Source organism: Pseudoalteromonas sp. SG44-1, from assembly GCF_014164315.1.
Lineage (GTDB): Bacteria > Pseudomonadota > Gammaproteobacteria > Enterobacterales > Alteromonadaceae > Pseudoalteromonas > Pseudoalteromonas rhizosphaerae.
Genome location: NZ_JACJEW010000083.1, coordinates 1 through 13356, shown reverse-complemented (window position 1 = coordinate 13356; position 13356 = coordinate 1). Strand labels below are relative to the sequence as shown.

14 protein-coding genes are annotated in these 13356 nt (G+C 37.9%); 9 read left to right on the top strand and 5 right to left on the bottom strand.

The window, feature by feature from the left end:
* The first annotated feature begins 646 nt into the window (after positions 1-646).
* The 5 genes from H5187_RS21605 (at position 647) to H5187_RS21585 (ending at position 6259) form a co-directional block, all read left to right on the top strand.
* On the top strand, positions 647-1027 hold the full coding sequence (locus H5187_RS21605; protein ID WP_145233960.1) for a response regulator: 381 nt from the start codon (positions 647-649) through the stop codon (positions 1025-1027).
* A gap of 27 nt (positions 1028-1054) precedes the next feature.
* Positions 1055-1960, top strand: coding sequence for a MoxR family ATPase (locus H5187_RS21600; protein ID WP_182740522.1), 906 nt, complete (start codon positions 1055-1057; stop codon positions 1958-1960).
* Positions 1961-2128: 168 nt separating this feature from the next.
* Positions 2129-2956, top strand: a complete 828-nt coding sequence (locus tag H5187_RS21595) for a DUF58 domain-containing protein (protein ID WP_182718843.1) — start codon at positions 2129-2131, stop codon at positions 2954-2956.
* Positions 2943-4940, top strand: coding sequence for a DUF3488 and transglutaminase-like domain-containing protein (locus tag H5187_RS21590; protein ID WP_182740521.1), 1998 nt, complete (start codon positions 2943-2945; stop codon positions 4938-4940). The genes H5187_RS21595 and H5187_RS21590 overlap by 14 nt, the downstream gene beginning before the upstream one ends.
* A complete protein-coding gene (locus tag H5187_RS21585) occupies positions 4937-6259 on the top strand; it encodes a Na+/H+ antiporter family protein (RefSeq protein WP_182740520.1) in 1323 nt (440 codons plus the stop codon). The genes H5187_RS21590 and H5187_RS21585 overlap by 4 nt, the downstream gene beginning before the upstream one ends.
* Positions 6260-6433: 174 nt before the next feature.
* Here H5187_RS21585 and H5187_RS21580 read toward each other — a convergent pair whose 3' ends face one another.
* Genes H5187_RS21580 through H5187_RS21570 form a run of 3 tightly spaced genes read right to left on the bottom strand, consistent with a single transcriptional unit; the run spans position 6434 to position 8536 of the window.
* Positions 6434-6865 carry an acyl-CoA thioesterase gene (locus H5187_RS21580; protein ID WP_064666260.1) on the bottom strand — a complete coding sequence of 144 codons (432 nt, stop codon included), beginning with the start codon at positions 6863-6865 and terminating at the stop codon, positions 6434-6436.
* Between the two features lie 5 nt (positions 6866-6870).
* The gene (locus H5187_RS21575) at positions 6871-7686 is read right to left on the bottom strand and encodes a M23 family metallopeptidase (protein ID WP_182798337.1); all 816 of its coding nucleotides are present in this window, start codon (positions 7684-7686) and stop codon (positions 6871-6873) included.
* Positions 7679-8536 (bottom strand): 6-carboxytetrahydropterin synthase, encoded by an 858-nt coding sequence (locus H5187_RS21570; RefSeq protein WP_182798336.1) that lies wholly within the window; start codon positions 8534-8536, stop codon positions 7679-7681. Before H5187_RS21570 ends, H5187_RS21575 begins: the two co-directional genes overlap by 8 nt.
* Positions 8537-8740: 204 nt before the next feature.
* Here H5187_RS21570 and fabA point away from each other — a divergent pair, with 204 nt between their 5' ends.
* Positions 8741-9256, top strand: coding sequence for a bifunctional 3-hydroxydecanoyl-ACP dehydratase/trans-2-decenoyl-ACP isomerase (gene fabA / locus H5187_RS21565; RefSeq protein ID WP_182718839.1), 516 nt, complete (start codon positions 8741-8743; stop codon positions 9254-9256).
* 80 nt (positions 9257-9336) lie between these two features.
* Here fabA and rmf read toward each other — a convergent pair whose 3' ends face one another.
* Complete coding sequence (gene rmf, locus H5187_RS21560; protein ID WP_016707188.1) at positions 9337-9507, bottom strand: ribosome modulation factor; 171 nt, start codon at positions 9505-9507, stop codon at positions 9337-9339.
* A gap of 729 nt (positions 9508-10236) precedes the next feature.
* Here rmf and H5187_RS21555 point away from each other — a divergent pair.
* Together H5187_RS21555 and H5187_RS21550 are read left to right on the top strand one after the other, a co-directional pair.
* A complete protein-coding gene (locus tag H5187_RS21555; RefSeq protein ID WP_182718837.1) occupies positions 10237-10872 on the top strand; it encodes a TetR/AcrR family transcriptional regulator in 636 nt (211 codons plus the stop codon).
* Between the two features lie 63 nt (positions 10873-10935).
* The gene (locus H5187_RS21550; RefSeq protein ID WP_182740519.1) at positions 10936-11928 is read left to right on the top strand and encodes an MDR family oxidoreductase; all 993 of its coding nucleotides are present in this window, start codon (positions 10936-10938) and stop codon (positions 11926-11928) included.
* 212 nt (positions 11929-12140) lie between these two features.
* Here H5187_RS21550 and H5187_RS21545 read toward each other — a convergent pair whose 3' ends face one another.
* Complete coding sequence (locus H5187_RS21545) at positions 12141-12707, bottom strand: hypothetical protein (protein WP_149981103.1); 567 nt, start codon at positions 12705-12707, stop codon at positions 12141-12143.
* Positions 12708-12896: 189 nt separating this feature from the next.
* Here H5187_RS21545 and H5187_RS21540 point away from each other — a divergent pair, with 189 nt between their 5' ends.
* Positions 12897-13313 (top strand): VF530 family DNA-binding protein, encoded by a 417-nt coding sequence (locus tag H5187_RS21540; RefSeq protein ID WP_145233938.1) that lies wholly within the window; start codon positions 12897-12899, stop codon positions 13311-13313.
* Positions 13314-13356 lie beyond the last annotated feature (43 nt).

The following is a 13356-nucleotide window of genomic DNA, read 5'->3' as shown; positions in this document are numbered from 1 at the left end:
TGAACGCTGTTCAAAATCCAAATACGTTTGCTTATATAGGCAACCAAGTAAAAATATCGTACCAAGGTTTTATGATCACAGTAGAGCTAGGCCCAACGTTCAATACAATAATAGCTGCCGAAAAAGTTTAAACATCGACAGCTCAAAATATTTAAACAGCGTTTAAAGTGTATTTAAAGGAAAGTTAAACGATCAGAAATGATCTAATTCTAAACGTACAATGAGCAGGAATGATCGGGTAATGAGTCAGTTTGAACAGGTTTCGTCTAAAACCAAGCGTAATCCGAATTTACTTGATTTTGCGCTCAGGGTTCATCAAACCCAGTAATAATGGGCTTTTCCAAAAGACGAGGGCGAAAATCCCCATATCATCATTATTCTAGAAATGAACAACCCCTTACAGTTGTTACTTATAAAACTCACTCCATTTAACATAATATAAATTATAGGTTATTAAATAAATTACTGTGAACCTCTGCAAATACACCACTAGAACCACCCACTAAGTCCAATACTAGACGGTATCGGACTTAGTGGTGATTTATTTCAATAATACAGTTTAATTCGAGTATCTTTCTTGAGCTTCATTATCGCTTAGCATAGTATTAAAAATACAATTTAAGCTGTATCACAAGAAGTAAACAATATGGAATTTGTGCGCCCGTTAGAACCAATCCTAATAATTGATGATGTTCAAGATATACGTGACTACTTAAATCAGATCTTAACTGAGTTAGGTTTTGAAGATATTCTTGAAAGCAGAGATTTTGAATCGGCTAAAACGTTGATTGATGAAAAATCCCCGAATGTTATCTTTCTCGATATTGAACTGCCCGATACCGATGGTACAGAAATTCTTGAATACTTAAATGACAATTACCCACATACACATGTTGTCATGTGCTCTGGCCATAACAGCCTCGAAAATGTTCAAAATACTTGGGAACTAGGTGCTAAAGGTTTTATTGCAAAACCATTTAATGCTAAAAAAGTTGATACGGTCATGAAACGCCTCGAACTCATTTAATGTAATTTATCAACCTACAAGGTTACTATGAAACAGTCCGTACAAGCGATCATTGATGATTTATCTCAGGTTATTTTTGGCAAACAGCAACAAATAAAACTCGCGTTAACCTGCTTATTTAGCCAAGGTCATTTATTAATTGAAGATTTGCCAGGTATGGGTAAAACCACTTTATCGCATGCACTTGCTGCGGTATTAGGTTTATCATATCAACGAGTGCAATTTACCAGTGATTTATTACCCTCAGACATACTGGGCTCAAGTATTTTTAATGCCAATGAGCATAAATTTACTTTTCATAAAGGGCCTATCTTCAGTCAAGTTGTTTTAGCGGACGAAATAAATCGCGCAGGTCCAAAAACACAAAGCGCTTTATTAGAGGCAATGGAAGAAAACCAAGTTACTATGGATGGTGATAAACATGCCCTACCAACACCATTTTTTGTTATAGCAACTCAAAACCCTTTATATCAATCAGGTACTTATCCTTTACCTGAATCTCAATTAGACCGTTTTTTTATTCGTATTAGTTTGGGTTTTCCACCTAAAGAAGCTGAACGTAAACTCATTTTAGGCCAACATAATCGTGATTATGCACACTTACCTGTACGTATCGATACACAACAATTAATTGAAATACAAAATAAAGTAAGTGCTGTTATGTTAAGTGAACCGGTTGTTGATTATATTTTGGCGCTTGTATCTGCTACCCGAAATAACAGCCAATTTGCTAATGCGTTATCTCCACGGGCCAGTATTGCAGTTGGCAAAGCCGCGAAAGCATGGGCGTTTATTGATGGTCGTGACTTTGTTACCCCTGATGATGTGCAAACTATTTTTGCTAGTGTTAGCGAACATCGTTTAGGTCTGCAGCATGATGTTAGCTCACAACAGATCAAACAATTAATAAATACTGTTGATGTGCCACTTTAAGGTATGAACAATAAAACAGGAAAGCGCCCTACTTTTTGGTTTCAGTTTAAAGCTAAGGTTTTCAAGCTATTACTAAGAAATAAACATAATACCGAACATCTTACCTTAACGCATAACACAATATATGTTTTGCCATCAAAATTGGGCGTGAGCTTTTTAGTGGTTACTATGCTTAATTTTATATTAGGCATTAATTATCAGAATAATCTGATTTTAGCGATGGCTTATTTAATGCTTGTCGTAATGATATTTTCGCTACTTATGGGTTATAGCAATCTTAAAGGATTAAAAATTGATTATAAAAATCATATAGCTAGCTATGCTCCCTGCTCTGCATTATTAGAGCTGCAACTAAAAACCGAAAAAAAATGTCAATCATTGCAGTTTATTTATGAAAATAAAACCCTCACAACCGTTGATGAAATAACCAGTCAAAAGCAAATAGTTAATTTAGATTTAGGATTAAAAGAACGTGGTGAATACCCCTTGCGCCGATTAAAAATAATCAGCAAGTACCCGTTTGGATTAGTATCGGTATGGAGCTACATGCAATTAGCACATACGGTATTTGTCTACCCGCAACAACTCAAACCATTGCATGAAGCTAGTTTGCAAAATAACCACAACACTGATGATGGCCTGCATAAAAACAGCCATGGTAGTGATGAATTTGATGGTTTAAATATTCATCAAACTGGTATGAATATGAAACGAATATCATGGAAACATTACGCAAAAACTCAGCAATTAATGGTAAAAGAGTTTGTAAATTATTCAGCCCAAAGTGTTGTTTTTGATTTTAATCAGTTACAAGGAAATACCGAATCCCGCCTACAACAATTAAGCTATTTAGTAACTCAGGCTTACTCACAAGGCGTTAGTTATGGCCTGCAATTAGAAGCAGGACTATACGCGATCAGTGATACCAAAGAACATTGTAAACAGTGTTTAGAAGCACTAAGCCGTTTTGCAAAGGATGAAAATGAAAGTCACTGATAATTTAACCGCGATCAATTTGTCGTTATCTATTGTTTATATTTTAGTGCTGAGTTTTATTTTTACTGAGTTACCTCCTCTATTTAATACATTATTAGCTAGTTTGTGTATTTGGAATCTAGCCGTTACCTTATTGAAAAGAAATAAACCCACTGCCATATTAGCAAATACTTTGGCCGGTTTGAGTCTATTGATCTTGTTTTATGACGTAGGTTTTAGCGATACGGTGACTTTATTTGTTGCGATGCTGATCCTCTCTAGCTTATTTAAATTACTGCAAGCCAATACAAAAAAGCATTATCAAACTATCATTTTGTTAAGTTTTTTTAGTCTCTCAACAGTATATCTATTTTCTCAGAGCTTATTTGCTACGCTAGTAATTAGCATGCTATATATTTTAAATTTTGCGCTTTTAGCGCTGATTGAATCTAAACATAGTTTAAAAATTGCAGCTAAAGACAGCTGCAAACTTTTGTTGCTAGCACTACCTTTAGCGATATTTTTATTATTATTGTTACCGAAACTTCCCGCATTTTGGCAATTACCGGGGCCAAAACTCGCTAAAACCGGTTTGTCAGAAAGTGTTGATCCATTTGATATAGCCAAACTGTCTAATTCAGATGAGTTAGTATTTCGAGCTAAATTTGATCAGCAAAAGCCATCTTCCCCCTATTACTGGCGAGCGATTATACATGATGAGTTTGATGGTAAACGCTGGTTAATATCGGACATTTTAAAAAGCCAGCAAGTAATTGACCAAATCACCTCAGCTGAACGTGGTGAACCATTATATAGTTATCAAATTTTTGCAGAGCCTGGCGCTAAGCCTTGGCTTTATGGTTTACAGTTTGCCGACTCGGCCCATCAAGATGTAAAAACAACCAGCAATGGATTACTGCTGCGGAAACGTTTTTTAGCTAATAGTATCAGCTATACAGCCCAGAGTTATGCTTTTAGCTTGGCTGAACTCTCTCGCTCTGCACACTATCAAAACGTGCAGCTTAGTTTATTAGCTAAAGAGACTAATTTACAGTCGCAGTCTTTAGCTAAACGTCTGTATGAACAACATAATAACGATGATCAGGCTTTTTATTTAGCACTGTATGACTACTTTGCCAATAATAACTTTAGCTATACCTTAACGCCGGATCCAATTACCGGTAACAACACCCTTGACCAGTTTTTATTTGCTAATAAACGTGGTTTTTGTGGCCATTATGCCAGCACGGCTGCATTTATGTTTAGAAGTGTTGGTATTCCTGCCCGCGTTGTTTCGGGGTACTTAGGTGGTGAGTATAATCAACAAAATAGTTATATGAGCATCTATCAATATGATGCCCATGCATGGGTTGAAGTATTTATAAAAAATAAAGGTTGGCAAATTTTTGATGCAACTGCGGTTGTTTCACCTGAACGATTAAACGGATCTTTATCACAGCACTTGCAGCTTAATAGCGAATTTACTAGCAACTTGAGTTTTGGCTTATTACGATTGAGTAATATTGCTGGTATTAACTGGTTAAGGCTTAAGCTTGAAAATCTTGATTACCAATGGACAAATTGGGTGTTAGGTTTTGACCAGCAAAAGCAATCTTCCCTGCTAAAAGAATTATTCGGTAATAAACAGTTTTGGCAAATTTCACTGATCGTGATAGCAACCGTATGTTTAGCCTTTATTTGTTACTTTGTGTATTTGTCTTGGCCTAAAAAGCCAGAATCGCCAGCGCATTCACTCGCAAAAGACTACCTTACTGTTGTGCGTTGGTGTAATAAGCAAGGTATTTCTGCACCGTCAAATCAAACGCCGCTGCAATTTTTAGCATATGCAGCTCAACAGCTGCCTAACAAGCGGACATATATCATGCAATTTGCGCAATTATACTCCGATGTGCGTTATCGCCAGCTAATATTTAGCGCTTATCGTAAAAAACACAGTAAAAATCTGGTAAAATTAATTAAAACAACAACTAAGAGAACTCTATGAATGCAGTCGTGATTGGCGTTATTTTAATGCTTGGCCTTACTTTAGCCCGCGTTAATGTAATTGTTGCTATGACTTTAAGTGCTTTAGTCGCCGGTTTAACCGCCGGACTTAGCTTAAACGATACCCTAAACGCATTTAACGCAGGCCTCTCTGGCGGAGCTGAGATCGCTCTAAGCTATGCAATGCTAGGCGCATTCGCTGTTGCGATTTCAAAATCAGGCTTAACGCGCATTTTAGCTGCAAAACTACTCGCTAAAGTAAATAACAATAGTAGTAATAGCGAAACGAATTTAAGCTATTTTATTTTACTGATAATTTTAGTGTGTGCAATTTCATCGCAGAACCTAGTCCCAGTTCATATAGCTTTTATACCAATTTTGATACCCCCGCTACTGGTTATATTTAATAAACTAAGGTTAGATCGACGTGCTATTGCCTGTATTTTAACGTTTGGTCTAGCAACCTCATATATGGTTTTACCCTATGGCTTTGGTGGAATTTATTTATACTCGATTTTACATAAAAACTTAGTGGAAAATGGCTTAGATATCATTAATACCCAAGTACCTATGGCGATGATCATTCCTGCCTGTGGCATGTTAGTTGGGTTAATTGTAGCTGTGTTTATCAGTTATAGAAAACGTCGGGATTATCAGCATGATGAACATCAAGAGCACGCAACTAATGTGGTTGTAGAACAACCTAAAAAAGTATTGTTAGTCGGTATTACAGCGGTATTAGCCTCTTTAGCAGCACAAAATGTCAGTGGTTCAATGATTTTAGGTGGCTTAGTTGGGGTGATGATTTTTAGTTTGTTTGGCGTAGTTAAGTGGGAGCAAAATAGCGACGTATTTAGCAAAGGCGTAGCAATGATGGCAATGATTGGATTTATCATGATCTCAGCTCAAGGGTTTGCCTCTGTAATGAAAGCGACAGGCGATGTGACTAGCTTAGTACAAAGCGCCGCATTGATTATTGATGGCAACAAACCTTTGGCAGCTGCACTAATTTTATTAGTTGGTTTAATGATCACCATGGGGATTGGCAGCTCATTTTCCACAGTGCCAATAATAGCAACCTTGTTTGTGCCACTGTGCTTAGAGCTTAACTTTTCAATGATGGCAACCGCGGCTTTAGTGGGAACCGCAGGTGCTTTAGGCGATGCTGGTTCCCCTGCTTCCGATTCAACCTTAGGACCAACTTCCGGCTTAAACGCTGACGGTCAGCATGATCATATCTGGGATTCAGTTGTGCCTACTTTTATCCACTTTAATATTCCATTACTAATATTTGGCTGGATAGCCGCTATGGTGCTTTAATACCTTGAATGTGAGTAACCAAGCAGAGAATAGATTAAGACCCCTACTTGGTTACTCAATTATTGTTTTAACGCAGATGCTAAAGATATATAACAGTGCAAAATAGTATGATGTGTTCTTTTTATAAAGCAAAGAAAGCACCATAAAAGTGCTTTCTTAACTTAACAACTCGGTTTAAAAACCATAAATCATCTTATCGCATACAACCGGCGTAGGTCTGTGATTGTCATCGACCGCAACGAATGTAAAACTCCCAGTAATTGCCGAGTGTTTATCATCCCTGTGCATTGTTTCTAAGAATATTTCAACGTCTACTCTTAAACTTGTATTGCCTACATGCACAACTTTTGAGATCAATTCAGCGAAGGTTCCAGCTGGAATAGCTTCTTTAAAATCAACTCTATCTGATGAAATGGTTACCAATGGTTTACGGCAAAAGCGCGTTGCAGCAATAAATGCAACTTCGTCCATCCATGCCAATGCATCACCACCAAACAAGGTATTGTGGTGATTAGTGCGCCCAGGAAATACTGTTTTTGTGACCGAAGTCGTTGAGTCTTTAATACGCTGAGCAATTATTTCTTCACGGTTTACTTGAGTTGTCATGTTCTCTACTTTTGGTTTGCTAATTTATCTAACATCATAAGTGCAGGATCAAGGCGTTCGCCTTTCCAATTAAAACGCCAATCCAGATGAGGGCCAGTTACACGACCAGTCGCACCAATTTCAGCTATTTTATCACCGCGTTTAATGGTATCCCCTACTTTTACATCAAGCTTACTTAAGTGTATGTAGGTAGACGTGACACTGTGGCCATGATCTAAAATTAAAGTTCCACCAGAGTAATAAAGGTCGTTATCAGCAAAAACAACGGTACCACTGACAGGCGCATAAACAGGACTGCCTGTCTTGTTGGCTATATCTAAACCAAAATGTGGCCGACGAGGCTCACCATTAAAATAGCGTTGGCTACCATACACACCCGAAATACGCCCTTGTGCAGGTTTGTAAACTGGATCTAAAAAGTACCTAAGCTCAGAGTCAACTTTTCGGGCATTTCTTACTGCCACAGCTTCGCGGCTGATACGGTCACTTACCGCTTTTGGCGGTGACACATATTTACTTGCCACTCCAGTAATTTTATCAATTTTATAATCACGTTTAGTGATCTCAATCGCTTGTTGATGTTTGACACCGTCTGCATCAACCCAGGCTAATTGATGGGTTAATTTAGCATCACGGCCAAAGCCAAATACAAACTCACCTTGTGCGGTGATTTTTAATGCTTGGCCATTAAAAATAACTGACTTAACCCCATCAATTTGACCCGTCACTAACCCGCCTTGGGTTAAGTGACCTTTTAGCTCCACTGCATCAGCAAAAAAGCTCACAGTAGCAAATAACGAAACGGCTAATAATTTACGCATAACAAATGGACCCTTTGGCCACACCTTCGTATGCTGTGACTTTTACGTCATTGTCAGGATGCTGCGCTTTAACTTGCTCAGCAAGGTAACCTGCAATACATTCAACCGTAGTATCAATGGGTAAAATATCACACCGTTCTTTACTTATTGCCATTTCAAAATAGCCTTGTGCGGCGGTATAGGCAAAACAGAGGTCATTTTCTTTGGCGCTGATGTGCTGTAGCTGCGGCGCTTGAATTTGATCTTCTGCTGTAGCTAAATAAATATCTTGCCATTTATCAGCCCATTGCTTTTGTAATCGTGGCATTGCAATGCCATCAAGGGCAATACCAATTTGCGAACGGTGACCATGAATAATACGCTGGCAATTACCGTCGTGCTTTTTAAGGCCATGACTATAGTGATAATAAAAACTCTTACTATGCTCTGGCTTTAACTCAATTTCGATTTTATCGATATTGCTTGGTAACTGCGGCATGATTGTAGCAATTAGAAATTCAATAACTGACTGCTCATTAATAACATCAGCATCAATTAAACAAAACGCTTGGTTTGGCGCGCTCATTGCTAAGTGGTGATCATCACCAAAGGTACAATCAAGTGTTGTGTAGTCACCATGGTTTTCAACTTGGCCGTTAATTTGGTTGCCAATGGCCAGCTTGTGATCAATACATTGGTCTATAATGCCTTTGATTTGCTTTTTAACTAAGCCAAAATCAAGCACCATAGACTCTTCATTTAACTTGCCATGCAAGGTTAAATCAACAATCCAGCTCTCGCCAACTGCGCCTCGTTTATTACACAAGTAAGAAAAATCAATTACGGTAAGTGCGTTAACAAAAAGGATCATAAACTTCCTTTATACTGGTTAAAAAATCACGGTAATTATAATGATTTTTGCTAGTAATTGCGCGATTTAATCGTGTAATTAGCATGTTCTTCACCTAAGCGGTGGTATTTCGTGCAAATAAATTATTTTTTTAACTGCTCCGAGTTGTTTAGCGTACAAGTGTACGCTAAAGTACGTGGCAATTTATAAGCGATGAAAAGTGTTATGGAACCTAAAAATAGTTATACAAAAGAAGATTTGATCCTATGTGGTCAAGGTGAAATGTTTGGAGAAGGCAATTGTCGTCTACCAAGTGACAACATGTTAATGATGGACCGTATCGTCTCAATCACTGATGACGGTGGAGAGCATGGTAAGGGTGAAATCGTTGCTGAGCTTGATATTAACCCTGATCTTTGGTTTTTTGCTTGTCACTTTAAAGGTGATCCAGTCATGCCAGGTTGTCTTGGTTTAGATGCAATGTGGCAACTGGTTGGCTTTTTCCTTGGTTGGTCTGGTGGTCCTGGTCTTGGCCGTGCGCTAGGTGTAGGTGAAGTTAAATTTACTGGGCAAATTTTACCAACAGCAAAAAAAGTGACCTACCGTTTGACCATGAAGCGCGTTATTAAACGTAAATTATTCATGGGGATGGCTGATGGTACTGTTGAAGTAGATGGCCGCGTTATCTACGAAGCAAAAGATTTAAAAGTTGGTTTATTCCAAGATACTAGCGCGTTTTAATTTTGTAATTAAAACCCAGCTACAAAAACGCCGCTGTTTCATAAACAGCGGCGTTTTTGCTTTAATTCAATACTTAAAAATTAGGTTTTATACATATTGCGATTTTCTATCGCTTCGCGCCAACCGCCTAACCACTCTGATTTTGGGTCTACTTGTTGATAAGGGCATAGGTCTTTTGAACGGCCCGCGAGGCCTGCTTTAAAGCCTTGAGAATGAGCTCTTTCTAACCGATCTCTTTTCTGTCTCTTCATAGGTAAATCCTCACCTTTTATATTTATATATTTGTAGTGTTCGTGACATCTACATTTAATGAATAGTTAATAAAACTGTTAAATTCAAATCACAAAAGCAATTAAATAAATTGACTTTAACTAAGCTGCTGATGCAAAAATGAATTAACATATAAAAAAGTAAAGTGGTCGTACCATCTTCTGTGCGACCCATATATGTACAAAAAATTACGACTATCTAATCACTAACACGCAGTTTCCTGCTCTAATTGTGACTGCGGTTTATGGGTGAAGTTCCTATAAAAAATGTAATTATGACAAATTTATTTCAACTCATTAATAGTAAAGAAGTTTAATTTTTGAACTTATTTCAGACCACTTTACTGCGGCTTATTCACACTTAATTAGCCCACATTTCACGTACATTTTTAAATTGTTTAATAATTAATCCTTGCAACTATACCCAAACCACCTCAATATACAGAATTCAGCGTTTCACAGGGGCTTAGTATCAAGGCGTTACTTTGCAACAATGGCAGCCCCTTTTAAGAAGTAACAACGCTGAGAGTAAGTGCCTGTGAAACGCCCAACGGGTTGGTTTAAAAGCGATTTATACTGCGTTATTGATTTTAACAATAGAACCACTATTACTTGCAATCAATGCCTTGCCTAAATCGCTTTTAATTCCAACTGAAACTCGCATCTTGAGGTGGTTTGGGTATATTAATACGATCGGTCTAATATGTGTTTATGCTAAAAAACAGTCAAAATCCACCACGACGTGGTCGCCCACCAAAAGTTGCCCGCAGTAATGCCGACACCAAAGCGTTACTTATTGCTACGGGGGTAGAAACACTTACCGAGTTTGGCTTCAGTGCCACAGGACTTGATACTATTTTAAAAAAAGTAGGTGTTCCAAAAGGTTCTTTTTACCACTACTTTAATAATAAAGATGCCTACGGCTTAGCTGTTATAGACGCTTATAACGATTACTTTGTTGCTAAACTTATTCGCTATCTAGGGGCAAGCGATATCCCTCCTTTAGAGCGACTAATCAATTTCACCCAAAGTGCAGCAAGGGGTATGCAAAAGTACGATTTTAGTCGCGGTTGTCTAGTCGGTAATTTAAATCAGGAACTAAACCACCTCAGCGATGACTTTAAAAATAAACTATTAACCAGCTACGAGATTTGGCAACAACATGTGCAAGTTTGCTTGGCACAAGCTCAGCAGGAGCGTGTTATTGCAGCCAACGTGAATACCACACAAATGAGTGAATTTTTTTGGATTGGCTGGGAAGGTGCTGTAATGCGTGCCAAGCTAACTAAAAATACTCAGCCACTTATTTTATATACTGAAATGTTTTTACGTGCATTGCTTAGGTAACGGCTTAAGTAATTGCTCTTTATTCATAACAATTAAAAGACGATCGGTCTAAATGGAGTCCAGATGAACAATCAATTTAAAGCCATTGTTATAAATAATACTGACGATAAGTATACCGCGTCAGTACAAACACTAAATAATAGCGAATTACCCAATCTCCCTGTCAAACTAGATGTGCTTTACAGCACCCTAAATTATAAAGATGGTCTAGCTATTACAGGAAAAGGCCCCGTGGTGCGCTCATTTCCTATGGTGCCGGGTATTGATTTAGTGGGTAAAGTAACAGCCAGTGATTCTAGCGAGTTCGCTATTGATCAGTTGGTATTACTAAATGGCTTTGGTGTTGGCGAAAAATACTGGGGGGGTCTGGCTCAACAAGCCGCTGTTAATGGCAATTGGTTGCTCCCACTCCCAACGTCGTTAACACCTAAACAGGCCATGCAAATTGGTACTGCCGGTTACACCGCGATGCTCAGTATTATTGCGCTTGAAAAGCAAGGCATCACTCCCGAATCTGGTGATATTTTAGTTACGGGTGCAAACGGTGGTGTAGGTAGTTTTGCCGTCTATTTACTTAATCTACTAGGTTTTACCGTAGTTGCAGCAACAGGTCGTGTAGATCAAAGCGAACATTTAAAACAACTTGGCGCCTCTGAAGTGATCGATCGAAATGAGCTATCAAATCCAGGTAAGCCATTAGCAAAAGAACGTTTTGCTGCAGCCATTGATTCGGTTGGCAGTCATACCCTTGCTAATATTTGTGCTTCTTTAAAGTATGGCGGTGTAGTTACTGCTTGCGGTTTAGCACAAGGCATGGATTTTCCTGCATCCGTTGCGCCGTTTATTTTGCGTGGTATTTCATTAATCGGCATAGACAGTGTAATGCGTCCAAAGGTCGACCGCATCCAAGCATGGCAACGTCTAGGTGAGCTTGTTGAGCAGAGCTACTTAGATAAAATATCGACTGAAATTAATTTAGAGCAGGTTATTAACGCGGCTGATGAGCTGATGGCCGGAAATATCCGAGGCCGTGTAGTAGTAAATTGCCAACAGTAAAAATAAGTTCTACCAATCGTGTTAAGTTACTAAGTATTTATAGCGACATAGAAATGCAGTAATAACAAGGCAGGAATTTTGACATGTCGTTGTTCTACTTGAAAAATTACTGACGTAGTTAGCGCTTCATTTAGCCCGCTAGAATGGTTAAATATTTAACTCAATTGGTATTATTAAAGCTTCTTGTAAAAGAAGCTTTAATTTCTTCGTCATTACACGCCTAAAGCAGCAAGCTTTTCGTTTAATTCGTCTTTTGAAATTAAACTCATTTCATACTGTTTTTTAACTTTACGAATAGTGTCAAAATTATCAAGTTTTAATCGTGCTTTAGCTAATTTCTGTTCTTTTTCTGCTACAGAGATCACATCAAGTTTAACGGCTTTTTCAAGCTTCTCTTTTTCTTGATCGTATTCTTTTTGAAAAATTGCTTTTTCTTGAATGATGATTTGATCTTTTAGCTTTTTCTCAATTTCAATAGCTTCATCTTCAAGCTCAATTTTTTTCTCAAGTAACGGTTCAACACGGTTTAATGCTTCTTGCAAAGCACTTTCGATATTTTGTCCTTGGTTTTCTAGTAAATTTTCTACGTATTTTTTACCAATATCTTGATAACCAATATTTAGCTGCCCTTCTATTGAAGTGATCTCAGAGCGGATCGCCGATAACTTTGAGTTCTCTTTCATTGAGGTGCTCATATCAGAGCTTAGTTTAGACGTTGATTCGCTGATATTTGAACCAATAGTGGTAGCTTGTGTTTTAATTTTATTAAAAAGACCCATGTATATTATTCCTTAAATCTATCATCCAATGTTGTGGCGTCATGCCAATACTTATTAAAGCACACTAATATTACCGATAAACTAAACAAATGTAAATTACACAAGCAAACTGACTTGATATTCTTGTATCAAATTATCGTGATAAAAATTATAATTCTGAGATTAGATTTTAGAAAAAGAGTGTAAAACATGAGTAATGAAGATTTATTCGGCAATAACCCGCTACAAGGCGTTAAACTTGAGCAAGTTGTATCAGAGTTAGTTGATCAATATGGGTGGGAGCTTTTACATGCTTATCTACTGCTAAATTGTTTTAAAAACAACCCTGACATCAAATCTGCAGTTAAATTTTTGCGTAAAACCCAGTGGGCACAAGATAAAGTTGAAAACTTTTATCTTTATAGATTAAAAAATCTACCTAAACCCGATGATGTTCAATATGAACTACCACCACGTGACCGCGTTATTCCTGAAGATCATAAACCAGGTGAACCATGTGAGTTAAGTTTTAGTGACGCAAAACGTATTCAAGCGAAAAAAGAAGCCAAAGATCGTGCACGGACGCGCAAACAACGCTCAAATGCCAGTAATCCTTGGGGGAACTAAGTGCTAAGTGCTAAGTGCTAAGTGCTAAGTGCTAAGTGCTAAG